This window comes from Streptomyces tibetensis, from assembly GCF_007655005.1.
GTDB lineage: Bacteria > Actinomycetota > Actinomycetes > Streptomycetales > Streptomycetaceae > Streptomyces > Streptomyces tibetensis.
Map to the genome: position 1 here is coordinate 313491 of NZ_SZVW01000001.1, position 23898 is coordinate 337388.

At 71.0% G+C, this 23898-nt stretch carries 20 protein-coding genes; 6 read left to right on the top strand and 14 right to left on the bottom strand.

The annotated features are described in order from the left end of the window. Positions 1 to 24 precede the first annotated feature (24 nt). From FDO69_RS01455 to FDO69_RS01485, 7 genes are all read right to left on the bottom strand, one after another. On the bottom strand, positions 25 to 429 hold the full coding sequence (locus tag FDO69_RS01455; RefSeq protein WP_104777725.1) for a cytidine deaminase: 405 nt from the start codon (positions 427 to 429) through the stop codon (positions 25 to 27). Further along, on the bottom strand, positions 426 to 1691 hold the full coding sequence (locus tag FDO69_RS01460) for an ABC transporter permease (RefSeq protein WP_104777726.1): 1266 nt from the start codon (positions 1689 to 1691) through the stop codon (positions 426 to 428). Before FDO69_RS01460 ends, FDO69_RS01455 begins: the two co-directional genes overlap by 4 nt. Next, positions 1688 to 2806, bottom strand: coding sequence for an ABC transporter permease (locus FDO69_RS01465; protein ID WP_104777727.1), 1119 nt, complete (start codon positions 2804 to 2806; stop codon positions 1688 to 1690). Before FDO69_RS01465 ends, FDO69_RS01460 begins: the two co-directional genes overlap by 4 nt. Then, positions 2806 to 4377 (bottom strand): ABC transporter ATP-binding protein, encoded by a 1572-nt coding sequence (locus FDO69_RS01470; protein ID WP_104777728.1) that lies wholly within the window; start codon positions 4375 to 4377, stop codon positions 2806 to 2808. The genes FDO69_RS01465 and FDO69_RS01470 overlap by 1 nt, the downstream gene beginning before the upstream one ends. Before the next feature lie 210 nt (positions 4378 to 4587). Then, positions 4588 to 5637 (bottom strand): BMP family lipoprotein, encoded by a 1050-nt coding sequence (locus FDO69_RS01475; protein WP_104777729.1) that lies wholly within the window; start codon positions 5635 to 5637, stop codon positions 4588 to 4590. Positions 5638 to 5917: 280 nt separating this feature from the next. Further along, positions 5918 to 6961 carry a BMP family lipoprotein gene (locus FDO69_RS01480; RefSeq protein WP_104777730.1) on the bottom strand — a complete coding sequence of 348 codons (1044 nt, stop codon included), beginning with the start codon at positions 6959 to 6961 and terminating at the stop codon, positions 5918 to 5920. A gap of 458 nt (positions 6962 to 7419) precedes the next feature. Beyond that, on the bottom strand, positions 7420 to 8652 hold the full coding sequence (locus FDO69_RS01485; protein ID WP_104777731.1) for a M20 family metallopeptidase: 1233 nt from the start codon (positions 8650 to 8652) through the stop codon (positions 7420 to 7422). A 299-nt stretch (positions 8653 to 8951) separates the two neighbouring features. Between FDO69_RS01485 and FDO69_RS01490 the strand changes: the two genes are divergently transcribed. Then, positions 8952 to 9641 (top strand): class I SAM-dependent DNA methyltransferase, encoded by a 690-nt coding sequence (locus FDO69_RS01490; protein WP_104777913.1) that lies wholly within the window; start codon positions 8952 to 8954, stop codon positions 9639 to 9641. Positions 9642 to 9680: 39 nt separating this feature from the next. On the opposite strand, the gene FDO69_RS01495 is transcribed toward FDO69_RS01490, so the two are convergent. The 4 genes from FDO69_RS01495 to FDO69_RS01510 are packed head-to-tail and all read right to left on the bottom strand — an operon-like array spanning position 9681 to position 14556. After that, complete coding sequence (locus FDO69_RS01495; protein ID WP_104777732.1) at positions 9681 to 10904, bottom strand: ferritin family protein; 1224 nt, start codon at positions 10902 to 10904, stop codon at positions 9681 to 9683. 46 nt (positions 10905 to 10950) lie between these two features. After that, positions 10951 to 11889, bottom strand: coding sequence for an N-acetylneuraminate synthase family protein (locus FDO69_RS01500; protein ID WP_104777733.1), 939 nt, complete (start codon positions 11887 to 11889; stop codon positions 10951 to 10953). A 13-nt stretch (positions 11890 to 11902) separates the two neighbouring features. After that, on the bottom strand, positions 11903 to 13150 hold the full coding sequence (locus FDO69_RS01505; RefSeq protein ID WP_104777734.1) for an acylneuraminate cytidylyltransferase: 1248 nt from the start codon (positions 13148 to 13150) through the stop codon (positions 11903 to 11905). A 35-nt stretch (positions 13151 to 13185) separates the two neighbouring features. Next, a complete protein-coding gene (locus tag FDO69_RS01510) occupies positions 13186 to 14556 on the bottom strand; it encodes a DUF6716 putative glycosyltransferase (RefSeq protein WP_170320819.1) in 1371 nt (456 codons plus the stop codon). A 198-nt stretch (positions 14557 to 14754) separates the two neighbouring features. On the opposite strand from FDO69_RS01510, the gene FDO69_RS01515 reads away from it, so the two are divergent. From FDO69_RS01515 to FDO69_RS01530, 4 genes are all read left to right on the top strand, one after another. Continuing rightward, positions 14755 to 15741, top strand: coding sequence for a glycosyltransferase family 2 protein (locus FDO69_RS01515; protein ID WP_104777736.1), 987 nt, complete (start codon positions 14755 to 14757; stop codon positions 15739 to 15741). Continuing rightward, positions 15741 to 17072: an alpha-2,8-polysialyltransferase family protein gene (locus tag FDO69_RS01520; RefSeq protein WP_104777737.1), complete on the top strand. Its 1332-nt coding sequence runs from the start codon at positions 15741 to 15743 to the stop codon at positions 17070 to 17072. The genes FDO69_RS01515 and FDO69_RS01520 overlap by 1 nt, the downstream gene beginning before the upstream one ends. 178 nt (positions 17073 to 17250) lie before the next feature. Next, positions 17251 to 18405, top strand: coding sequence for an acyltransferase family protein (locus FDO69_RS01525; protein WP_104777738.1), 1155 nt, complete (start codon positions 17251 to 17253; stop codon positions 18403 to 18405). Positions 18406 to 18469: 64 nt separating this feature from the next. After that, positions 18470 to 19390, top strand: coding sequence for a class I SAM-dependent methyltransferase (locus FDO69_RS01530; RefSeq protein WP_104777739.1), 921 nt, complete (start codon positions 18470 to 18472; stop codon positions 19388 to 19390). 14 nt (positions 19391 to 19404) lie between these two features. Here FDO69_RS01530 and FDO69_RS01535 read toward each other — a convergent pair whose 3' ends face one another. After that, the gene (locus FDO69_RS01535; protein WP_104777740.1) at positions 19405 to 20055 is read right to left on the bottom strand and encodes a TetR/AcrR family transcriptional regulator C-terminal domain-containing protein; all 651 of its coding nucleotides are present in this window, start codon (positions 20053 to 20055) and stop codon (positions 19405 to 19407) included. A 74-nt stretch (positions 20056 to 20129) separates the two neighbouring features. Between FDO69_RS01535 and FDO69_RS01540 the strand changes: the two genes are divergently transcribed. Further along, positions 20130 to 21536, top strand: coding sequence for an FAD-dependent oxidoreductase (locus FDO69_RS01540; RefSeq protein WP_104777741.1), 1407 nt, complete (start codon positions 20130 to 20132; stop codon positions 21534 to 21536). Between the two features lie 58 nt (positions 21537 to 21594). Here the strand turns inward: FDO69_RS01540 and leuE are convergent, their stop codons facing one another. Both leuE and FDO69_RS01550 read right to left on the bottom strand, forming a co-directional pair. Next, positions 21595 to 22242, bottom strand: a complete 648-nt coding sequence (leuE, locus tag FDO69_RS01545; protein ID WP_104777742.1) for a leucine efflux protein LeuE — start codon at positions 22240 to 22242, stop codon at positions 21595 to 21597. 47 nt (positions 22243 to 22289) lie between these two features. Next, the gene (locus tag FDO69_RS01550) at positions 22290 to 23870 is read right to left on the bottom strand and encodes an acyl-CoA mutase large subunit family protein (protein WP_104777743.1); all 1581 of its coding nucleotides are present in this window, start codon (positions 23868 to 23870) and stop codon (positions 22290 to 22292) included. Between the last annotated feature and the right edge of the window lie 28 nt (positions 23871 to 23898).

Here is a 23898-nt window from a genome sequence, read left to right on the forward strand (position 1 = left end):
CAACTCAGAGGGGCCGCACGGAGATTACTTGCTGAGGTGCTCCGGGCCGAAGGCCTGGGGCAGCATCCGGGACAGCGGGAGGATCCCCTCGGGGGTCTCCAGCAGGAGGTCCGGGCCGCCGAACTCGTGGAGCAGCTGGCGGCAGCGTCCGCACGGGACGAGCGTGTCGCCCTCGCGGTCGACGCAGGTGAAGTGCGTCAGCCGGCCGCCGCCGGTGTTGTGCAGCTCGGACACCAGGCCGCACTCGGCGCACAGTCCGAGTCCGTACGAGGCGTTCTCCACGTTGCAGCCGGAGATGATCCGGCCGTCGTCGACGCGGGCCGCCACGCCGACCGGGTAGCCGGAGTACGGGGCGTACGCCCGGGACATGGCGTCCCGCGCCACAGCGCGCAGCGTCTCCCAGTCGACGTCCGGGCCGGTGCCGGTCACTTGCCCTGCCCCTTCCGGTACGGCAGTCCGTCCGCCTTCGGCATCCGCAGCCGCTGCGCGGACATGGCGAGGACCACCAGGGTGATGACGTACGGCGTGGCGGAGACGACCTGGTTCGGGACCTCGTCGGTGCTCGCGTACCAGGCGAAGACCAGGGCGGCGACGACCGCGGTGATCATCGACGGGGCGTACTTCTTGCGGACCACCAGGAAGATCGCCCCGATGATCAGCAGCAGCGCGCCGAGCAGCAGCAGGGCGTGCACGTTGGAGGAGCCGCCGCGCAGGTTGAGGCTGTCGGTGTAGCCGAACAGGCCCGCACCGAGGGCGAGGCCACCCGGCATCCAGTTGCCGAAGATCATCGCCGCGAGACCGATGAAGCCGCGTCCGCTGACCTGGCCCTCCAGGTAGAAGGGGTTGGCGACGATGGACAGGAAGGCACCGCCGAGGCCGGCCAGACCGCCGGAGATGACGACGGCGATGTACTTGTACTTGTAGACGTTGACGCCGAGGGACTCGGCGGCGACCGGGTTCTCGCCGCAGGAGCGCAGCCGCAGGCCGAACGCGGTGCGCCACAGGATCCACCAGGTGCCGGGGATCAGCGCGATGGCGATCAGGGTCAGCCAGGAGACGTTGGTGACCAGGCCGCCGAGCAGGCCGGCGATGTCCGAGATCAGGAACCAGCCGTGGGCGTTGAGGTCCCGCAGGGCGTCGGACAGTCCCGGCACCGTGAAGTTGCCGAGGGAGTCCACCGCCGGGGACTGCTTGGCGGAGCCGCCCGTGTGGCCCTCGAAGGCGAGGGGCGCGAGGTAGCGGGTGGCGCCGAGGGCGAGGATGTTGATGGCCACACCGGAGACGATGTGGTTGACGTTGAAGGTGACGGTCACGAGGGCGTGCAGCAGACCGCCGATCGCGCCGCCGAGGATGCCGACCAGGACACCGGTCCACGGGCCCCACTGGAAGCCGGCCCAGGCGCCGAACCAGGTGCCGAGGATCATCATGCCCTCGAGGCCGATGTTGACCACGCCCGCGCGCTCGGCCCACAGGCCGCCCAGACCGGCGAGGCCGATCGGCACGGCGAGCTGGAGCGCGGTGGACATCTGGCTGACGTTGGTGATGCCGTCGGCGCCGGTGACGATGCGGACGATCGAGGTGAGCGCCAGGCCTCCGGCGATGACGAGCAGCAGGACGGGCCACGACAGGCGGCGGCCGGTCGGCGCCGCGGGCTGCAGCGTGGGCTGGTTGACGTCGGTCGCGGTGGTCATCGGCCAGCCACCTCCTTCGTGTTCTGAGCGCCGAGGACGTGTCCGGCGGCGAGTTCGGCGCCGACGCGACGCTGCTGGCGGCGCAGGCCCCATTCGCGGACGGCCTCGTAGGAGACGACGACCGAGAGGACGATCAGGCCCTGCATGATGACCGCGATCTCCTTGTCGTAGCCGTGGAAGTCCAGCTCGGGCGAGGCCTTGTCGAGCCAGGCCCACAGCAGCGCGGCGAAGGCGATGCCGACCGGGCTGTTGCGGCCGAGCAGGGCGATGCCGATGCCGAGGAAACCGATGCCGGTGGGAAAGTTGAGGTCGTAGGTGTGGCTGTCGCCGAGCAGGATCGGCAGGCCGGCCAGGCCAGCGATGCCGCCGGAGATCAGCATGGCGGTCAGCACCATGCGCTTGGGGTCGACGCCACTGGCCGCGGCGGCGGTCGTCGAGGCGCCGGAGGCTCGCAGGTCGAAGCCGAAGCGGGTGCGGTTGAGGACGATCCAGTAGCCGATGCCGAGCAGGACGGCGAGCAGCACCAGGCCGTAGATCTCACCGGCGTCGCCCAGGCTGATCCCGGGGATCCAGCCGGACTCGGACATCTCGCCCGTGGTGTTGTTGTTGCCGGCCTTGACGCCGAAGACGTTCGGCAGCCACATGTAGGCGATCACGGAGGTGGCGATCGCGTTGAGCATGATCGTGGCGACCACCTCGCTGACGCCGCGGGTGACCTTGAGGACGCCGGCGATGCCGGACCAGAAGGCGCCGGTGAGGACGGCGGTCAGGAGCAGCAGCGGGACCTGCAGGGCGGCCGGCAGGTTCACATGGGCGCCGACGACGGCGGCCATCATGGCGCCGAGCTGGTACTGGCCGTCGACGCCGATGTTGAACAGGTTCATGCGGAAGCCGATGGCCACCGCGAGGGCCGCGATGTAGTACATCGAGGCCTGGTTGATGATCAGGACCTGGATGTCGGAGAAGCCCAGCTGCTCGAACATCAGGGCGAACGGCTCGAAGGGGCTCTTGCCCGAGGCGAGCAGCACGATCGCACTCAGGACGAAGGCCACGGCCAGCGCGATGACCGGTCCGGCCACCGCGAGGAGCAGGCGCTCCTTGTCGAACTTCTTCATCAGCGGGCCTCGTCTTCCGGAGACTCGGGGGCGTCGGCCTTCGAGATCTCGGGGGTGTCGTCGTGCGCGAGGTGCCCGGTGGCGGCACCGGTCATGGCCGAGCCGAGCTCCTCGGGGGTGATGGTGGCCGGGTCGGCGTCGGCGACCAGCTTGCCGTTGTAGATCACGCGCAGCGTGTCGGACAGGCCGATCAGCTCGTCCAGGTCGGCGGAGATCAGCAGCACGGCCAGGCCCTCGCGGCGCGCCTCGCGGATGTGGTCCCAGATGGCGGCCTGGGCGCCGACGTCCACGCCCCGGGTGGGGTGCGCGGCGATGAGGAAGCGGGGCTTGTGGCTCATCTCGCGGCCGACGATCAGCTTCTGCTGGTTGCCGCCCGACAGGGAGGCGGCGGTGACGTCGATGCCGGGGGTGCGGACGTCGTACTCCGTGACGATCCGGCGGGTGTCCTCCTGGGCCGCCTTCGGGTCCAGCCAGACGCCCTTGGCGAGGGGCTTCTCGGTGACGTGGCCGAGGATGCGGTTCTCCCAGAGGGGTGCCTCCAGCAGGAGGCCGTGGCGGTGGCGGTCCTCGGGGATGTAGCCGATGCCCTGCTCGCGGCGCCTGCGGGTGGGCCAGGCGGTGATCTCCTCGTCGGCGAGCCGGATGGTGCCGCTGTCGGCGGACCGCAGGCCGATGAGGGCGTCGACCAGTTCGGTCTGGCCGTTGCCCTCGACGCCGGCGATGCCGAGGACCTCGCCCGCGTGGATGGTGAAGCTGATGTCGTCCAGGAGGGCCTTGCCGCCGGGGGCCGCGAGGCGCACCTGGTCGACGGTGATGACCGGGCGGTCGGTGACCGTGGACTCGGCCGTCTCGGGCGTGGGCAGCTCGCTGCCGACCATCATCTCGGCGAGCTGACGGGGCGTCGTCTCGGAGGGGACGGCCGTGCCGACGGTGGTGCCGCGGCGGATGACGGTGATCTCGTCGGCGACGGAGAGCACCTCGCCGAGCTTGTGGGAGATGAAGATGACCGACAGGCCCTCGGAGCGCAGTTCGCGCAGGTTGGCGAAGAGCGCGTCCACTTCCTGCGGCACGAGCACGGCGGTCGGCTCGTCGAGGATGAGGGTGGTGGCTCCGCGGTAGAGGACCTTGAGGATCTCCACGCGCTGGCGGGCTGCGACACCGAGCTCCTCGACGAGGAGGTCGGGCTCGACGCCGAGGCCGTAGCGCTCGGAGAGCTCCTTGATCTTGCGGCGGGCCTTGGCGCCGATGCCGTAGAGCTTCTCGCTGCCGAGGACCACGTTCTCGAGGACCGTGAGGTTGTCGGCGAGCATGAAGTGCTGGTGGACCATGCCGATGCCGCGGACGATGGCGTCGGCCGGCGACGAGAAGGTGACCTGTTCGCCGCCCACCGAGATGGTGCCCTCGTCCGGCTTCTGCATGCCGTAGAGGATCTTCATCAGCGTGGACTTGCCCGCGCCGTTCTCGCCGACCAGGGCGTGCACGGTGCCCTTGCGGACGCTGAGGTGGATGTCGTGGTTGGCCACGACTCCGGGGAAACGCTTGGTGATCCCGGCGAGTTCGACGGCGGTCACCGATTCGTTGACCGCCGCTCCGGCCGGAGGGCTGCTGGACGCGTTGATGGCGCACTCTCCTGGGGACGGGGGCCGTCTACGCGCGTAGCGCCCCTACGGCATACAAAGGGGCCGACGCCCCGCGGCAACGGGGCACGAGGAGCAGCTCCCCGTACCCCGTCGAGCGGACGTAACCCCGGGGGTTACCGCCTGCTTCGAGGCAGTCGCTCGTCAGCTGCTCTTGACCTTGATCTGGCCGCTGATGATCTTCTCCTTGGCCGTCTTGATGGCTGCCTGGAGCTCGGCGTCGTCCGCGAACTTCGGGTTGGAGTTCGACAGGCTCACCTCGCCGGACTTCAGATCGCCACGAACGATACCGGTCTCGGGCTTGCCGTCCTCGACCGACTTCGCCAGGTTGTACACCGCCTTGGCGACGTCCTTCATCGCCGACGTCAGGATGGAGTCCTTGTACTTGGCAAGGGCTTCCTGCTGGTACTGGTCGGAGTCGACACCGACGGCCCACACCTTCTTGGCGGCGGCGGCCTCGATGACGCCCTGACCGGACAGGCCGGCGGCCGCGTAGACGACGTCGGCCTTCTTCTCGATCTGACCCTCGGCAGCCGTCTTGCCCTTGTCGGGGCTGGCGAAACCGCCCTCCTCGGCCGTCTGCGTCAGGTACTGCGAGAGCACCTTGACCTTGGGGTCGGTGTCCTTGACGCCCTGCGCGAAGCCCGCCTGGAACTTGTGGATCAGCGGGATGTCCACGCCGCCGACGAAGCCGACGACCTTCGTCTTGCTGGTCTTGGCGGCGGCGACGCCGGCCAGGTAGGAGGCCTGCTCCTCGTTGAAGACCAGGTCGGCCACGTTCTTGGTGTTGATCGTGGCGTCGTCGACGATGCCGAAGGTGGTCTTCGGGAACTTCTCCGCGGCGCCCTTCACGGCGGCGGCGTACGCGTAGCCGACACCGACGACCGGGTTGTAGCCCTGCTTGGCCAGGGAGACCAGGCGCTGCTCCTTGTCGGCGTTCGTCTCGCCCTCGGTGGGCTCCACGTCGGCCGTCTGGTACCCGAACTCCTTCTTCGCCTGCTCCAGGCCCGCGTAGGCGGCGTCGTTGAAGGACTGGTCGCCCTTGCCGCCGACGTCGTAGGCGATGGCGAGGCCCTTGTCGCCCTTCGAGTCCGACGACCCGGCAGAGGTCGAGGTGCCGCCGCAGGCGGAGAGCGCGAGGGCCAGGGAGGCGGTCGCTGCGCCTGCGACCGTGATCCGGGATATCCGGCGCATGTGTGGGTGCTCCTGTCGTACAACCGAGGTGCACAGCGCCGGACGGTTCAGCTTCAGCGCTGGCTTCGCCGCAGATTAACGCGCGTAGACCTGCCTGAAAACCCCTTCTGTCCACCTTGTTATGCGCCCGTGGCCAAGCCATCACCCGCGCTTGGCCGGGGCGTTGCCGACCGCAAACGGGGGGTGGCTCTGGGTGATCCGGTCCGGGAGAGCCGGGACACGCGGAGCGGGCGGGTACCCAGGGGGTGCCCGCCCGCTTCGGCTGGTCAGACCGGTCGGATCACTCGGTGTTGACCTTGATCTTGCCGTCGATGATCTCCTGCTTGGCCTTGTTCACCGCGTCCTGGAGACCCGCGACCTTCGCGTACTGCGGGTTGGACTCCGCGAGGCCCACGCCGTTGACCTTGAGGTCGAAGGTCTGGGTGCCCGTCAGCGGCTTGCCGTCGTGGACCGACTTGGACAGCGTGTAGACCGCGCCGCCGACGTCCTTGAGCGCGGAGGTGAGGATGTAGTTCTTGTACGGCGCCAGGGCGGCCTGCTTGTACTGGTCGGAGTCGACGCCGATCGCCCAGACCTTCGCCTTGGCGGCGGCCTCGATGACACCCTGGCCGGACAGACCGGCGGCCGCGTAGAGCACGTCGGCCTTCTTCTCGATCTGGCCCTCGGCGGCGGCCTTGCCCTTGTCGGGGCTGGAGAAGCCGCCCTCCTCGGCCGTCTGCGTCAGGTACTGCGACAGGACCTTCACCTTGGAGTTGGTGTCCTGCACGCCCTGCTTGTAGCCGGCCTCGAACTTGTGGATCAGCGGCACGTCGACACCGCCGACGAAGCCGACGACGTCGGTCTTCGTGGCCTTGGCGGCGGCGACACCGGCGAGGTAGGAGGCCTGCTCCTCGGCGAAGACGAGGGAGGCGACGTTCTTGCCCGGGACGACGGAGTCCACGATGCCGAAGGTGGTCTTCGGGTACTTGGCGGCCACGGCCTTCATCGCCGGGCCGTAGGCGAAGCCGACGCCGATGACCGGGTTGTAGCCCTGCTTGGCCAGCGAGGCCAGGCGCTGCTCCTTGTCGGCGTTCGTCTCGCCCTCGGTGGGCTCGATGTCGGCCGTCTTGTAGCCGAACTCGTCCTTGGCCTTCGTCAGGCCCGCGAAGGCGGCGTCGTTGAAGGACTGGTCGCCCTTGCCGCCGACGTCGTACGCGATGGCCACGCCGCGGTCGCTGCTGTCACTGTCGCCGCTGTCACTGCTGGTGCCGCCGCAGGCCGTGGCGACGAGCCCGAGCGACGCGACCCCCACCGCGACACGGGTCAGTTTGGAAATCCGACGCATCTGAAGTTCCCCATTCTCCAAAGCCCCGCGATGGGTGCTCGGTTCGGCGCACATTAACGCGCGTAGACACTCCTGGGAACGGTTCGCCGCGGGGCCGTTATCCATTCGTGCCGATGGCCGGTTACGCCCTTGTGAACCACGGGATCGAACGGGGTCGAAAGGTGTAGTCGGGAACACGGCGCGTGCCTACCTCGTGACGCGCACCAGGCTGCCGTGAGGCTGCGCCGCTCGCAACCGGAGGGTAGGCCGTCGGGCCCGGGGGTGTGGCAGCCCGGGCCGGGGCCGTGAGGGTCGAGGTCGTCGGACCCGTGCGGCGGCGTCGTGGTTTTCGCGCAGTTCCCCGCGCCCCCGAGCACCCGTGCGGCGCCGTCGTGGCTTGTCGCGCAGTTCCCCGCGCCCCTGAGAAAGGCACCACCGCCCCCGCCCGGAGGAAGGCAGGGGCATCCGGTCAGGCGGTCCTAGCGGAGGCCGTTGACCAGGGCCGCGGCTGTGAAGAGTTCCACGCCTACCGTGATGGCCGACTCGTCGACGTCGAAGTCGCCCTGGTGGAGGTCGCGGATCTGGCGTTCGCCGGGGGTGCGGACGCCCAGGCGGGCCATCGCGCCGGGGACGTGCTCCAGGTACCAGGAGAAGTCCTCGCCGCCGAGGCTCTGCTCGGTGCCCTCGACGGACTCGACACCGCGCCGGGCGATCATCGCGTCGCGCAGCAGCTCGGTGACGCCGGGCTCGTTGACGACGGGCGGCACGCCGCGGACGTAGTTGATCTCCGACTTGGCGCGGTACAGGTTGGCGATCTCGTCGATGGCCGCGACCACCACGTCGGGGGCCTGCCGCCACGCCTCCAGGTCGAGGCAGCGCACGGTGCCGGAGAGCTCGGCGTGCTGCGGGATCACGTTCGGCGCGTGCCCGGACTCGACGCGGCCCCAGGTGATGGCGAGCCCGCTGCGGCTGTCGAAGCGGCGGCCGACCAGCGCGGGCACGTCGGTGACGACGCGGGCGGCGGCGGTGACCAGGTCGGTCGTGAGGTGGGGGCGGGCGGTGTGGCCGCCCGGACCGTCGAGGCCGATCTCCAGCCGGTCGCAGGCCGAGGTGATGGGACCCTCGCGGAGTCCGATCTTGCCGGCGTCCACCCGGGGGTCGCAGTGCACGGCGATGATCGCGCCCACGCCTTCCAGCGCCCCGCACTTGATGACGTCGGCGGCACCGCCGGGCAGCACCTCCTCGGCGGGCTGGAAGATCAGCCGGACGGGGCGGGGCAGGGCGCCCCGGCGGTGCAGCTCGGCGAGGACGAGGCCGGCGCCGAGGACGACGGTGGTGTGCACGTCATGACCGCAGGCGTGCGCACGGTCGGGCACGGTCGAGCGGTACGGGCAGTCCGTCTTGGTGTCCGGGATGGGCAGGCCGTCGATGTCGGCCCGCAGGGCCAGCATGCTGGGACCGCCGTCCCACTGCTCACCCTCCACGCCGATGTCACAGACGAGTCCGGTCCCCACGGCGAGGACGCGCGGCTTGAGGCCGGCCCGCTCGAGCCGCTCCTTGATCGCGGCGGTCGTGCGGAACTCCTGGTTGCCGAGCTCCGGGTGCATGTGCAGGTCGCGCCGGAACGCGATGAGCTCGGCCCGCAGAGCGTCGGGCAGCGCACCGGGGAGCACGGCTCCGCCGGGAAGATCGACCTCGGACTCCAGTGACATCAGTGGCTTCACCCTTTGAAGGGTAGGGCGCCCGGGCGGTCGACCGACCCTGGATCAACAAAACTTCAACCCGATAGGGGAAGAAAATATGATCGCCCGGCGCATAGCTATCAAGTGAGATGGGTAAACTCGCCTGCCTTTTGGGCCGGACCGGGCCATCCACCCCCCAGAGTGTGACTTCGACCACATCGGCGTCACGACTCCGGTATCCATCCATCCTCTCCACGGATACCACGCCGTGCGCGGCGAACACCGGCGTGTTCATCTGCCGGACGCGAGTCCCCACTAGTGTGCGCTTCGTGCGCGCCCCCGATTTTGTCGAGTCCACGCAGGCCTCGTACGACGCCATCGCCGAGGCCTACGCCGCTGAGCACCCCGACAGCCTGGCCGGAAGACCGCTGGAGCGGGCGCTGCTGTCGGCCTTCGTGGAGCTGGTCCGGGCGCCGGGGGCGCCCGGCCGGCCGCCGGTCGCGGACATCGGCAGCGGGCCGGGGTACGTGACGGCGCGGCTGCACGAGGCCGGGCTGCCGGTGTTCGGGGTCGACGCGTCGCCCCGCATGGTGGCCCTGGCCCGTCGCGCCCACCCGCAGCTGCGCTTCCACGTCGGTTCGATGACGGCCCTGGACCTGCCGGAGGCGACGCTCGGAGGCATCGTCGCGCTCTACTCGATCATCCATGTGCCGGACGATCACCTGCCGTCCGTCTTCGCCGGGTTCCGCCGCGTCCTGCTGCCGGGGGCGCCGGTGCTGCTCGGCTTCCAGTCCGGGGACGAGGACGGGCATCAGCGCCTGACCGAGCGCTTCGGGCAGGAGATCTCGCTCGACTACTACTGGCGCACTCCGGACACCGTCGTCGAGCACCTCACCGGGGCGGGCCTCGACCTCCACGCCCGTGTCCTGCGCGAGCCCGAGGCCGGGGAGAAGCTGCCGCGCGCGTTTCTGCTCGCGCGCAGGCCGGCGGTGGACGGGGAGCCCGCGGCGGAGGCGTAGGGCCTGTCGTCCGGTCCAGCGACCAGGGGGCTCCGGTTCCTATCCGGCCGCCACCGCTCCCGGTGCCCCTGCCGGGCCCGGCAGGCCCGAGGGGGGCGGTGGGCCCGAGGGGCGCGGTGGGGCGGTGAAGCGCGCCGTGCCCGCCGGTCCCGTGGGGTCGGCCGGCTCCGCCGTGCCCGGGTGCGGCGGCCCCGGCGGAGACACCGGGGCCGCCGGCGACAGCCGGTGCACGTCCCGGGCCGTTCCCGTCACCCCGGACAGGAAGCCCTGGGCGCGTGGGGAGGCGTTCTCGGTGAGCCAGGCGGGGTCGATGTCGCAGACCGCGACGCGTACCTCCGTGCCGGACAGGGCGAGGGGGAGGGTGTGGACGACCGTGGAGGGGAAGCTGAGGATCGTCCGGCCGATGGGGCCGCGGCGGGCGATCAGTTCGAGGGGGAGCTCGGGGCGGACGATTTCCAGGCCCGTTGCGACCGCGAGGCGGTGGAGCTTGTCCGTGCTCTCGCGGCGGTGGGCGAAGTAGCGGGTGGCGCCGTGCGCCCTGGCCAGGGCGTGGACGGCCTCCAGATAGCGGCCGTCGTCCACCACGCCGGTCTCCACCAGGGACGTGCCGACCAGGTCGGCGCCCTTGGTGATCCGGGGCGGGCCGAAACGGGCCCGGGTCCAGGCGAAGGTGTTCTCGCTGACCGTGACGCCCGCCGGGGTCTCCTCCATCGGCATGGAGGAGAAGATCTCGATGCGGCGACGGTCGCCGGGGGTCAGCCGGCGGCGGGCCGAGGCCGACACCGGCGCGAAGACCACGTCCCGCGGGCCGGGGCGGCCGCCCTTGCGGTGCCAGCGCACCAGCCGCTCGCCACGGGCCAGCTGCCCGACGAACTCCATCGTCGCCGTGCCGTCGTCGACGACGACCAGGTCACGGGCGCGGGTGATCGTCAGCAGCAGCTGGACGTAGCGGGAGAAGGGGTCCCCCAGCACGACGCGGCGTGCCCTGCGCAGCAGGCCGGTCAGTCCGCCGATGGTCTGGAAGGGCGCGAGCGGCCCGCCGCGCGCTTCCTCCCAGCGGACCTCGTGCCCCTCGTCGCGGGCCAGGTCGGACATCCGACGCAGCTGGCCGCGCGTCATCGGGTCGACGGGCGACAGCACCACGAGGGTGAGCCCCACGCCGGGGGCGTGCGCGTGCGCCCACTCCAGCACGTTCAGCAGCTGTACCGGGCTCTCGACGAAGGCGAGAGTGTGGGGGCCGGCCTTCCCGGCGCGGGGGCTCATCGACGTACGACCGTCCCGTCGTAAGGGGGGTTGTGGGGGTGTGCGTTCAGACGCCGACCGGCTCGCCCGCCGCCGTGGCGATCTCCGCCTCGGCGACCACACCGGCGACGCGGCGCAGCTTCTTCATCGGGCCCAGCTCGGACTCGTAGACCTTCTTGACGCCGTCGCCGAGGGAGGCCTCGATGGTGCGGATGTCGCGGACGAGGCGCGTGAGGCCCTGCGGCTCCACGGAGGCGGCCTGGTCGGAGCCCCACATGGCGCGGTCGAGGGTGATGTGACGCTCGACGAAGGTGGCGCCGAGGGCGACCGCGGCGAGCGTGGTCTGGAGGCCGGTCTCGTGGCCGGAGTAGCCGATCGGGACGTTCGGGTACTCCTCCTGCAGGGTGTTGATCACGCGGAGGTTGAGCTCCTCGGCCTTCGCCGGGTAGGTCGAAGTGGCGTGGCAGAGAAGGATGTTCTCGCTGCCCAGGACCTCGACCGCGTGGCGGATCTGCTTCGGGGTCGACATGCCGGAGGACAGGATGATCGTGCGGCCGGTCGCGCGCAGGGCGCGCAGCAGCTCGTCGTCCGTGAGGGAGGCGGAGGCGACCTTGTGGGCGGGGACGTCGAACTTCTCCAGGAAGGCGACGGCCTCGGTGTCCCACGGGGAGGCGAACCAGTCGATGCCCTTCTTCTTGCAGTAGGCGTCGATCTGGCCGTACTCCTCCTCGCCGAACTCCACGCGGTGGCGGTAGTCGATGTACGTCATGCGGCCCCAGGGGGTGTCGCGCTCGATGTCCCACTGGTCGCGCGGGGTGCAGATCTCCGGGGTGCGCTTCTGGAACTTGACCGCGTCGCAGCCGGCCTCGGCGGCGGCGTCGATGAGCTTGAAGGCGTTCTCGATGTCGCCGTTGTGGTTGATGCCGATCTCGCCGGTGACGTAGACGGGGCGGCCGGGGCCGGCCTCGCGCGAACCGAACTTGCGGATGCGGGAGTTGTTGCTCATGGCGAAGAGTTCCTTACTTGGTGAGGGAATCGAGAGAGGGGCCGAGGATCCAGCTGGCGATCTCCCGGATCGCGCCGTCACCGCCGGGGACGGTGGTGACCGCGCGTGCGGCGCCGCGCACGACGTCGTGGGCGCTCGCGACCGCCACGGGCCAGCCCACGAGGGCGAAGCACGGGAGGTCATTGACGTCGTTGCCGACGTAGAGCACGCGCTCCGGCGCGATGCCCTGCTCCTCGCACCACTGCTTCAGCGCGAGGTCCTTGCGGTCGATGCCGTGCAGCACCGGGAGCTTGAGCTTCCGGGCCCGGGCGGCGACCACAGGGTTCTGTTCCGTGGACAGGATCAGCATCTTCAGGCGACCGCTCGCTCGGAGGGCCGCGATGCCGAGTCCGTCCCCGCGGTGCACGGAGACGAACTCCCGTCCGTCGGAGTCGACCAGCACCCGGTCGTCGGTCTGGGTGCCGTCGAAGTCGAGGACGACCGCGTCGATGTCGTCGGCGGTCGGGAGGGCGCCGGGGCGGTCCGCGTCGAAGAGCGGTGCGAGGGCCCGGGCGCGGGCGAGGTCGTGCGGGTCGTCGATCTCCAGCACGCGGGCCGGGTCGGTCCGGACGAGTTCGGTGTGTCCGAAGAAGCGGTGCTGGTGCTTGCGGAAGCCCGCCGCGTCCATCGCGTAGGCGGCGCCGGTCTCCAGCAGGTCCTGGGGGCGGTCCTGGCGGCGGGGCCGGAAGGACTTGTCGTGGTTGACGCCGTAGCCGCCGGTCCCCTCCCCGGAGGTGGCCTCGGTGTCGGCGTCCCTCCAGATGAACCCGTGGAACGGCGCCACGGTCACCGCGGTGTCGGCGCCGTTCTCGGCGATCGCGCCGGCCACCCCGTCGATGTCCTCGCGGACGATGAACGGGCTGGTGCACTGCACGAGCAGGACCACGTCCACCGGCGCCCCGTGCAGGGCCTCGTGGGCGTCCATGGCGTGCAGGACGGCGGCCTCGGAGGTGGCGGTGTCGCCGGCGATGGCGGCGGGCCGCAGCACGACCTCGGCTCCGGCCTCGCGGGCGGCGGCCGCGATGGCCTGGTCGTCGGTGGAGACCACGACGTCCGTCACCAGCCGGGTCGACCGGCACTCGCGCACCGCCCGTGCCACCAGCGGGACACCGCCGACGGGGAGGAGGTTCTTCGCGGGCACGCCCTTGGAGCCGCCGCGCGCGGGGATCACCGCGAGCACGCGGCGCACGGAGGCGCCTCGGCCCGCTTGTGGATGGGACATGGGGTCTACTCCTTGGGCAGGGGTCTCGGGGCGGCTCACAGCTCCCCCATCCGCCGGATGACGGGCGCCACGCGCTGCACGCCGTGGCGGTAGGCGCCGCGCGCCGCCCGGCGCACGATCTGCCGGACCGGTCCGGGGTCCTTGTCGGCGGCGGGCGCGCCGGGCAGCGGGGTGCCGTCCGGGCCGAGGTGGTGGCGGGCGAGGATCCTGGGCAGATAGCCGGGCGCGGTGACGGGGGTGTAGTACGGGGTCAGCGGGGGCAGGCCGCCGGGCCGGTCGAGCAGCTCGGCGATGCGTTCCCGGGCCGCGTCGAAGGCGGAGTCGTAGGATCCGTCGGCCGCGACGCCCTGCCGGGAGACCCACTCCTCGTCGGGCACGGGCCGGTGCCCGGCGTCGAGCTGGTCCCAGGAGGCGAGGCAGCCGGAGCCCACGAAGTGGTGGTTGCCGAGCGACTCGCGGATGCCGAGGTCGCTCAGCACGACGGTCGGGATGCGGCGGTGCAGCGACTCCAGGGCCGCCGTGGAGCTGACGGTCACCAGCAGGTCGGTCCGGTCGAGGACCTCGCCCATGTTGCCGTAGACGAGGCTGAAGTTGGCGGGCGGATCGAGGCGCTGCACCAGCTTCTGGTACGGCAACTCCTCGATGTGGGTCGTGTGTTCGCCCGGCTTGGAGCGCAGCTTCAGCAGCACCTCGCGCTCGGGGTGCCTGCGGGCGTGCTGCACCAGCCGGTTCAGCAGGTACGTACGGTCCTTGCGGCTGTCCGGGACGGAGGGCTGGGCTGCGAACACCACCGTGTAGGGCCTGCGCCCTTGCTTCGCGGAGAGGTCGTGTTCACCTTCGTACGGCGCGCCGCCGAGGAACGGCAGGGCCACCTCCGTCACCGACGAGGCGTCGGCGCCCACTCCCTCGTAGACGGCCCGGAAACGGTCCGCGTCCTGGCGGGAGTTGGCGAGCACCAGGTCCGCGCCGTGCCGCAGCAGCAGGCCGTCGGCGAGCTTCTCGTAGACGACACCGACGTAGCCGGTGACGACGACGGGCCGCGAGGCGCGGTGCTCCCAGACACGTGCCAGGCCGTGCAGCATCGCCTGCACACCGCCGCCGACCAGGGACAGGACCAGGACGTCGTAGGTTCCCTCGGCCATGGCGCGCAGAAACTCGACGGCGGTGACCTCCCGAAGCGAGTCGGCGCGCACGCCCACTTCCTGAAGCTGGCGCGGGGTGGGCGTCGCCCGGCCGCGCAGCAGGAATCCGTCGAGGAGGGGGCCGCCTTGCGCGGCTTCGCGCGCTGCGGCTTCCATGGACGGTCCCGGGGCGATGCGGTCCGCGGTCAGCGCACCCCATTTCCATCGGGTGTCGCTGTCCGCGAGGACGGCGATTCGCGGGCGCTTCGGTGTACTTGCTGGCACGTCGACGACGCTAGGAAGCGAATCCTAGGTATGGCGGAACCCCGACTCAACGAAAAGTTAACAACAGCCCACCGAGAGCCGAACTGGCCTGCTGGAAGGCCGGAAGTACACGCGGTGCACCGTTCTGACACATTGAGTTCACCCGGTGTACCTTCATCGGAAAGTTCAGCTGCCGGGCGGCCTCCTAACGTTTTGCGGGTGCCTAAGCTTTCCGTGATCGTGCCGTTCTACAACGTGCAGCAATATGCCCCGGACACCCTCAGAAGCCTTCGGTCCAACGCCGACCGAGATTTCGAGTTCATCCTGGTCGACGACCATTCCAAGGACGAAACTCCGGCCATTCTCGAACGAGCGGCCGAGGAGCTTTCGGATGTGGCCCAGGTGCGGTACATCCGCCACGAGCAGAACGGCGGGCTCGCCACCGCGCGCAACACCGGCCTGGACGCGGCGCAGGGCGAGTACCTGACGTTCCTGGACGGTGACGACTGGCTGGCCCCCGGCTACCTCGCCGAACTGGTGTCCGCGATGGACGACTTGGGGTGCGACTTCGTGCGCACCGACCATGTGCAGGCCACCGCGCGCGCCCGTTCCGTGCACCGGGTCCCGGTCGGGCGGCGCTGGGAGGCGTTCGACCCGCGGGAGGCGATCCTGCCCGCCCACCGCTCCACCTCCGTCGACTACGCCTACGCCTGGGCCGGCGCCTATCACCGCCGCCTGGTCGACAAGGGCGTACTCCACTTCACCGACGGGCTGCGCACGGCCGAGGACCGGCCGTGGATCTGGAAGCTGCACCGTGAGGCGGAGTCGTTCGCCGTGGTGAGCCTGCTGGGCGTGTTCTACCGGCGCGGGGTGGCCTCGTCCCTGACGCAGATCGGCGATGTGCGCCAGCTCGACTTCATCCGCGCCTTCGACCAGGTGATCGAGGAGACGGCCGCGGACCGCGACGCCGACCGGCTGCTGCCCAAGGCGGTGCGGACCTACTGCGCGATCATCGCCCACCACCTCTCCAACGAGGACAGGTTCGAACCGGCCGTGGCCAGGCAGCTGCGGTCGATGAGCGCGGCGGCCATCAAGCGCATGCCGCAGGACGCACTCGCCGACGCACTGGAGGCCATGGACATGGACCGCTCGTCCACACTGCGGCGGCTGCGGCGCCGGGTCACCACGACGGGAGCGGCCGCCTGATGCCCGGGACCACTCAGATCTTCTGCGCCTCGACGCTGTACGGCGTCGCCACCCTGGCCGCCGCGATCGACTCCGACCTGTTCGAGGAGCCGGACCGTCGGGTGCTGCTGGTGTTCAACAACTCCGCGACCCCTGAGACCACTTTGGCCCTGGACGAGATGCCGGGCTTCGCCCCGCTGCGCGAGCACTTCGACGAGGTGCTGTCCTGGAACGAGGCGATCCGCCCCTTCCACCCCGGGGCCTGGACGCCGCGCTCGGACGACATCCCGCTCTTCGAGCGCTATCTGCGGCTGCTGTGGGGCCTCGGCGACGACCGGGTGAGCCTGGTGCTGGAATCCATCCAGGTGGCCCCCGCCCTGACGGTGGCCCAGCTGTTCACCGACGCCCCCGTCGACGTCTACGCCGACGGCCTGATGAGCTACGGCCCGACCCGCAACAAGCTGGACCCGCTGGTCGGCACGCGCGTGCGCAGGCTGCTGCACCTGGACCTGGTGCCGGGGCTCACGCCGATGCTGCTCACCGAGTTCGGCGTGCCGGCGCACCTGGTGCCGACGACGGCGTTCCTGAAGGTGCTCGGCGAGGTCACCGAGACCGTGCCCGAACTGCCCGCCCTGCCCGGCGACTCGGCGCTGCTGCTCGGCCAGTACCTGTCGGCGCTGAACATCCTCTCCCCCGAGGAGGAAGAGGACCTGCACGTGCGGATGATGCGGGGCGCGGTCGCCCGCGGCCACCGCACGGTCGTCTTCAAGCCCCACCCGACCGCACCGGCCCGCTACAGCCGCGCCCTGGAGACCGAGGCCGACAAGCTCGGCGTCGACCTGACCGTCCTGGACACGCCCGTGCTCGCCGAGGTGCTGTTCGACCGGGCCCGGCCCGCGCTGGTCGTCGGCTGCTTCTCGACCGCGCTGTTCACGGCCTCCGCCTTCTACGACCTGCCCGTCGCCCGCATCGGGACCGAACTGCTGCTGGAGCGGCTGACGCCGTATCAGAACAGCAACCGGGTGCCGACCGCCCTGGCGGACGCGCTGCTGCCCGACCTCGAGAGCGGCAAGGACGGTGACCTCCTGCCGGCCGAGCGGCTGTCCGCCCTCGTCACGGCCCTCGGATTCACCATGCAGCCGCAGATCTACCCGGATCTGCGCCCGCAGGCCGAGCGGTTCCTCGCCCGGCACCTCGGCCCGCGCACCCGGCGCTACTTCAAGAAGCGCCGCCTCACCGCGCTCGGGCTGCCCGGGGGGATTCCGCAGCGACTGGCGTTCCTGCCACGCAATTCCACAGCACGCCGGGTGGTCCGGCGGGCCCGGGCCCTGCGCAAGGCGGTACGCCGCTGAGCCGGTCCCGCCCGGCGGCCCGACCGGCCCCGGCGACATCCAGATGAACCCATGGGGACCGGCAGGCGAAGCCTGTCGCCATCGAACGTAATTCCGTCAACTCTCGTCCTAGGGTGACAGGCGCCCGCCCACAGGCGGCTCAGGCAAAGGACATACGAACCACACAGAGGTTTCCAGCGTGACCGAGACGGTCGTCAGCACCCGCAAGCCACAGCCCGGCGTCGCCGTGCTGGTCGAACCACCGGGCGCCACGACCGTCCCACGGCGCAGAAGCGACTCCGCCGGGCGGCTGCGCGCCCTGGACGGACTGCGGCTGGTGGCCGCGCTGATGGTGGCGCTGTACCACTACGGCGGGCGCGGCGGTGAGGTCGCCCAGGCCTGGGGCACCTCGCCCCGGGACCAGTTCCCCACCCTGCACTCGCTGTTCGCCTACGGCTGCCTCGGCGTCCAGGTCTTCTTCGTGATCAGCGGGTTCGTGATCTGCATGAGCGGCTGGGGCCGTCCCCTGAAGTCGTTCTTCGCCTCCCGCGCCTCCCGGCTGATGCCCGCCTACTGGGCGGCGATCCTGCTGGTGACCGGCGTCTTCGCACTGCCGGTGGTCGCCTACAAGGCGGTCTCGCCGAGCGACGCCCTGGTGAATCTGACGATGCTCCAGATGCCCCTGGGCGTGGACCGGGTGCTCGGGGTGTGCTGGACCCTGTGGGCGGAGGTCCGCTTCTACGCCCTGTTCGCCCTGTGCGTCGTGCTGCCCGGGGCGAACCGCCGCCGGGTGGTCATGTTCTGCGCGGGCTGGATGCTGGCGGCCGTGATCGCCGAGAACGCGAACATGCCGCTGCTCGACATCGTCCTGATGCCCGAGTACGCGCCCTTCTTCATCGGCGGTGTCGGCCTCTACCTCGTGCACCGCGACCGGCGGGACGTCCACGGGTGGGGCATCGTGGCCGTCAGCTGGCTGATCGGTCAGCATTACGCGGTGCAGTCGCTGTGGCACGCCCCCGATCCGGAGGCCTTCTCCTACCGCTCGTCGTTCGGGATCATCGCCGTCGTCACGTTCGGCTTCGTGGCGGTCGCCGCGATCGCGCTGGGCCTGCTGGGCCGGGTGAACTGGCGGTGGCTGACGGTCGCGGGCGCGCTGACGTACCCCTTCTATCTGGTCCACGAGCATCTCGGCTGGGTGGTGATCCAGGCCCTGCACCGCGGTCTGGGGCTGGCGTCCGGGGTGACTTTCGTACTGACGGTGGCGTCAATGCTGCTGCTGGCGTGGTTGCTGCACAAATATGTGGAGAAGCCGTTGACGCCCCGGCTGCGGGCGGCCCTGACGAAGACCCGCTGACGCTGTTCACGGGACGTTCAGCCGGCCGTCGATCGGGGCAACGCTCGGAGAGGAGGCTCGTCCCATGACCCACGCACAAGCGATCGACGCGCACCCCGGCGAACTCGCCGACGTCCCCGGCTGGTTCCCGGCCCTGGACCAGACGCTGTTCACCTGGCTCCTCGAACAGCAGAAGACGTCCGGCATAAAGGGTGACCTGCTGGAGCTCGGCGTCTACCTGGGCAAGAGCGCGATTCTCCTCGGCCACCACCTCCAGGACGGCGAGCGGTTCACGGTCTGTGACCTGTTCGAGGGCGACGCCCCGGACGACGCCAACAAGGCGGAGTCGGCCAAGTCGTACGCCTCCCTCACCCAGCAGGCGTTCGAGCGGAACTACCTCTCCTTCCACGACACCCTGCCCACGGTGATCACCGGCCCCAGTTCACTCGTGGACGAGAAGGTGGCCCCGGACTCCTGCCGCTTCATCCACATCGACGCCTCACACCTGTACGAGCACGTGTACGGCGACATCGGCGCGGCCCACGACATCCTGCTGCCCGAGGGCGTCGTGGTCCTGGACGACTTCCGGTCCGAGCACACCCCGGGTGTCTCGGTCGCCGCCTGGGAGGCCGTCCTCAACCGCGGTCTGCGCCCGATCTGCCTCAGCACGCAGAAGCTGTACGCGACCTGGGGCGACCCCGAACCGCTCCAGGAGGAACTGCTCGCCATGCTCCGGCTGCGCACGGACGTCGGGCTGAGCGTGCAGGAGGCGGCCGGGCACCGGCTGATCCGGACCCGCTCCCGGGGCATGAAGCCTCCGGCCTTCCCGCCCTCGCGGCACTACGCGGAGCCCGAGCCCGCCCCGGTGCGCGCCCCCGAGGTCAGCGCATCGCGTGCGGCGCGCCCGGCCCGGCCCACCCCGTCCGTGGCCCGCCGGCTCGCCAAGGACCTGCTGCCGCCCGTCCTCACCCGGGCCGTACGGCGGGCCCGCACGAAACGGTCCTGACCCGCCGGACCGCCTCATGAGACCCCGTAGCGCGCCCCGATCCCCCCGATCACGAGGGCGAGTCCCTCCTCGAAGTGCCGGTCGTAGTCCTCGAAGATCTCCGCGCCCGCCTGGGCCGACAAGGGAAAGTCGGCCATCAGGCGGGCGCGTTCGTCCATGTCGTAGCCTTCGCGCCGCTCACCCGGGAGCGGCTGGACGCCCTGCTCCTCGGTGACGAAGCCCAGCGTGTACAGGTACGCCGTGGTGAGCGCGCGGGCCGCCTGGGCGAGCGTGAACCCGGCGGCCGTGAGCAGGCGCAGGTTGTCCTCCATCTGCCCGGCGTGCTCGATGCCGGTGAAGCGTGAGCCGCTGAACACCTTCGCGCCGTCCCGGTACCCGAGCAGGGCCGTGCGCAGGCCCCGGTTGGCCTTGAGCAACCGGTCCTGCCAGGTGTCGGCCGGGTCGAGGGCGGAGCCGGCGACCATCCGGCGGTACATCTCCGTCGCCATCTCGTCGAGCAGCGCCTGCTTGTCCTTGAAGTGCCAGTAGAGGGCGGGCGCCTTCACGTCCAGCTCCCGGGCGATGGCGCGCAGGGTCAGGCCGTCGAGGCCCACCTCGTTCAGCAGCCGCAGCGCGGTGTCGGCGACCCGGCGGCGGTCGAGGGGCTCGCGTCGTTCCGTACTCACGCTTGACAACTTAACACCGTTAAGGCGACTCTCGTGAAGCGAAGCTACTTAACGACGTTAAGGAGAGGTGGCCGATGAGCAGGGACACGGACGTACTGGTGGTGGGCGCGGGCCCGACGGGTCTGGCACTCGGGATCGACCTCGCCCGGCGGGGCGTGGCCGCGCTGGTCGTGGAGCGGGCCGGGGCGTTGTTCCCCGGCTCGCGCGGCAAGGGGATCCAGCCGCGCACGATGGAGGTCTTCGACGACCTGGGTGTGCTCGACGCGATCCGGGCGGCGGGCGGCCCCTACCCGGTGGGGGTGATCTGGCAGGGCGGCGAGCGGGTCGGCGAGCACCGGATGTTCGACGCGGCCGAGCGAAGCGAGGACGCGCCGTACACGGAGCCGTGGATGGTGCCGCAGTGGCGCACGCAGCAGATCCTGCGGGCGCGGCTGGAGGAGCTGGGCGGACGGGTGGCGTTCGGCAGGGAGGTCGTCGGGCTGACGCAGGACGCGGACGGGGTGCGTGCCGAGTTCGCCTCGGGCGAGACCGTCACCGCCCGGTACGCCGTGGCGGCGGACGGCGGCCGCTCGACCGTGCGCAGGCTGCTCGGCATCGGCATGACGGGCGAGCTGGTCGACCCGCACCCGACGCTGGTGGCGGATGTCCGCATCAGCGGCCTGGGCCGGGACGACTGGCACGTCTTCCCGCCCGGTGACGGCGACGGCTTCCTCGCGATCTGCCCGCTGGCCGGCACCGAGGACTTCCAGCTGGTGGCGCAGTTCCCGGACGGGACGGCACCGGACCTCTCACTGGAGGGTGTCCGCAAGGTCGTCGCCGTGCGGTCGCACCTCGCGCCGGAGTCCGTGACGGAGCTGCGGTGGGCCTCGGACTTCCGCCCCCGGGCGGCCCTCGCGGACCGCTTCCGTTCCGGGCGGGTCTTCCTCGCCGGCGACGCGGCGCACGTGCACTCCCCCGCCGGCGGCCAGGGCCTCAACACCAGCGTCCAGGACGCCTACAACCTGGGCTGGAAGCTGGGCGCGGTGCTGCGCGACGGCGCGGACCCGGCCCTGCTCGACTCCTACGAGGAGGAGCGTCGGCCCGTAGCCGCCGCTGTGCTCGGTCTGTCCACGGCCGTGCACCGCGGCGAGACGCGGCGGGGCGAGGCGACCTGCCAGCTCGGGATCGGCTACCGGGATTCGCCGCTCACCCGCGAGACCCGGACCCGCCCGGGCCCGCTGCGGGCGGGCGACCGCGCACCCGACGGGACGGTGGCCGGCGTCCGGCTCTTCGACGCGTTCCGCGGCCCGCACTGGACGCTGCTGGCCCTCGGGAATACGCAGGCACCGGACCTCGGCGCACGCATCCCGGTCGTCCGGGGCCCCGCACCGGCGGTGTACGGGCCCGGCCTGTACCTCGTCCGCCCCGACGGCCATGTCGGCTGGGCGGGGGACACGGCGGCCGGACTCCCGGACCACCTGGCCCGCTTCGGCCAGGGCTGAAGGGTGTTGCGGAGGGCCCGGTCTCGGGCATGTGGCAACGCCCTGTAGCCCCGGTGCGCTACGAACTCGCCAGCGACAGCTTCACCGCGAACCCGAGGAACAGCGCGCCCGCCGCCGAGGTCGCCCCCGCCGACAGGCGCCTGCGGCGGCGGAAGGCGGCGGCCAGCCGGGTGCCGCCGAATATCAGCGCGCTGAGGTAGAGCACGCTGGCGAACTGGGCGAGGGCGCCGAGGACGACGAAGGACAGGGCGGGGTAGGCGTACCCCGGGTCCACGAACTGCACGAAGAAGGCGACGAAGAAGAGGATCGCCTTGGGGTTGAACAGGCTGACGACGAAGGCACGGCCAAAGGGCCGCTCCTCGGCGGGCGCGGGCGCCTCGTCACCGGCGGTCCGCTCCGCACGCGTCCGCCACATGCCCCACGCGGCCCGCAGCATGCCGATGGCCAGCCAGGTCAGATATCCGGCCCCGGCGTACTTGACGACGGCGAACAGCACGGCGTTCGCCTGGAGCAGCGAGGCGACTCCGGCCGCGGACAGCGTCATCAGCACCGCGTCCCCGCACCAGACTCCGGCCGAGGCGGTGTATCCGGCGCGCACACCACGGCGGGCGGCCACGGACAGCACGTACAGCGAGTTGGGACCGGGCAGCAGAATGATCAGGACGAGGCCCGCCAGGTAGGTGGGCAGATCGACGACACCGAACATGCGAGTGAGTGTCGCACGCGGGTCCGACATCCCCGCCCGGCCGCAGGTCAGAAGACGTCGGACGGGACGTACGCCCCCCACACCTCGCGCAGCGCGTCGCAGACCTCGCCGACGGTGGCCCTGGCCCTGAGCGCCTCCTTCATCGGGTAGAGGACGTTGTCCTCGCCCTCGGCGGCCTTCCGCAGCGCCGCCAGGGCCGCGTCGACGGCCGGCTGGTCGCGCTCCGCGCGCAGGGTGGCCAGGCGTTCGGCCTGCCGGGTCTCGATGGCCGGGTCGACGCGCAGCGGCTCGTAGGGCTCTTCCTCGTCGAGCCGGAAGCGGTTGACGCCGACCACGACCCGCTCACCGGAGTCCGTCTCCTGGGCGATGCGGTAGGCGTTGCGCTCGATCTCGCCCTTCTGGAAGCCCTGTTCGATGGCGTCGACGGCGCCACCGAGCTCCTCGACCCTGTCCATCAGCTCCACGGCGGCGGCTTCGAGGTCGTCGGTCATCTTCTCGATGACATAGGACCCGGCGAAGGGGTCGACGGTGGCGGTCACGTCGGTCTCGTGGGCGAGGACCTGCTGGGTGCGCAGGGCGAGGCGGGCGGACTTGTCGGTGGGCAGGGCGATGGCCTCGTCGAAGGAGTTGGTGTGCAGCGACTGCGTCCCGCCCAGGACCGCGGCCAGCCCCTGCACGGCGACGCGCACCAGGTTGACCTCGGGCTGCTGGGCCGTCAGCTGCACGCCGGCCGTCTGGGTGTGGAAGCGCAGCATCAGCGACTTGGGGTTCCTCGCGCCGAACTCCTCACGCATCACCCGCGCCCAGATCCGCCGCGCCGCACGGAACTTCGCCACCTCCTCCAGCAACGTCGTGCGGGCCACGAAGAAGAACGACAGGCGGGGCGCGAAGTCGTCGACGTCCATGCCGGCCGCGACCGCGGTGCGCACGTACTCGATGCCGTCGGCGAGGGTGAAGGCGATCTCCTGCGCGGGCGAGGCACCCGCCTCGGCCATGTGGTAGCCGGAGATCGAGATGGTGTTCCACTTCGGGATCTCGGCCCGGCAGTACCTGAAGATGTCCGCGATCAGCCGCAGTGACGGCTTGGGCGGGAAGATGTAGGTGCCCCGGGCGATGTACTCCTTCAGCACATCGTTCTGGATCGTGCCCGTCAACCGGTCCGCCGGGATCCCCTGCTCCTCGGCCACCAGCTGGTACAGAAGCAGCAGCAGGGCCGCCGGGGCGTTGATCGTCATCGACGTCGAGACCTGGTCGAGCGGGATCCCGCCGAACAGCACCCGCATGTCCTCGATCGAGTCGACGGCCACTCCCACCTTGCCGACCTCGCCGTGGGCGATCGGCGCGTCGGAGTCGTGGCCCATCTGGGTGGGCAGGTCGAAGGCGACCGACAGCCCCGTCGTGCCGTGGGCGATCAGCTGCCGGTAGCGGGCGTTGGACTCCGCGGCCGTGCCGAAACCGGCGTACTGGCGCATGGTCCAGGGGCGGCCCGTGTACATCGACGGATACACACCACGGGTGTACGGGTACGCCCCCGGCTCCCCCAGCTTCTTTGCCGGATCCCAGCCCTGGAGGTCCTGCGGACCGTAGAGCGGCTCGATGGGCAGTCCGGACTCCGACTCACGCGCCATGGTGGGTTGCCTCCCGCAGAGAGTGACC

Bases quoted from the DNA above. Each gene is read 5' to 3' on its own strand.
- leuE (WP_104777742.1), bottom strand. From the start codon at position 22,242: ATGTTCGGTGTCGTCGATCTGCCCACCTACCTGGCGGGCCTCGTCCTG.
- FDO69_RS01475 (WP_104777729.1), bottom strand. From the start codon at position 5,637: ATGCGCCGGATATCCCGGATCACGGTCGCAGGCGCAGCGACCGCCTCC.
- FDO69_RS01530 (WP_104777739.1), top strand. From the start codon at position 18,470: ATGACCCACGCACAAGCGATCGACGCGCACCCCGGCGAACTCGCCGAC.
- FDO69_RS01540 (WP_104777741.1), top strand. From the start codon at position 20,130: ATGAGCAGGGACACGGACGTACTGGTGGTGGGCGCGGGCCCGACGGGT.
- FDO69_RS01500 (WP_104777733.1), bottom strand. From the start codon at position 11,889: ATGAGCAACAACTCCCGCATCCGCAAGTTCGGTTCGCGCGAGGCCGGC.
- FDO69_RS01520 (WP_104777737.1), top strand. From the start codon at position 15,741: ATGCCCGGGACCACTCAGATCTTCTGCGCCTCGACGCTGTACGGCGTC.
- FDO69_RS01480 (WP_104777730.1), bottom strand. From the start codon at position 6,961: ATGCGTCGGATTTCCAAACTGACCCGTGTCGCGGTGGGGGTCGCGTCG.
- FDO69_RS01460 (WP_104777726.1), bottom strand. From the start codon at position 1,691: ATGACCACCGCGACCGACGTCAACCAGCCCACGCTGCAGCCCGCGGCG.
- FDO69_RS01485 (WP_104777731.1), bottom strand. From the start codon at position 8,652: ATGTCACTGGAGTCCGAGGTCGATCTTCCCGGCGGAGCCGTGCTCCCC.
- FDO69_RS01465 (WP_104777727.1), bottom strand. From the start codon at position 2,806: ATGAAGAAGTTCGACAAGGAGCGCCTGCTCCTCGCGGTGGCCGGACCG.
- FDO69_RS01550 (WP_104777743.1), bottom strand. From the start codon at position 23,870: ATGGCGCGTGAGTCGGAGTCCGGACTGCCCATCGAGCCGCTCTACGGT.
- FDO69_RS01505 (WP_104777734.1), bottom strand. From the start codon at position 13,150: ATGTCCCATCCACAAGCGGGCCGAGGCGCCTCCGTGCGCCGCGTGCTC.
- FDO69_RS01495 (WP_104777732.1), bottom strand. From the start codon at position 10,904: ATGAGCCCCCGCGCCGGGAAGGCCGGCCCCCACACTCTCGCCTTCGTC.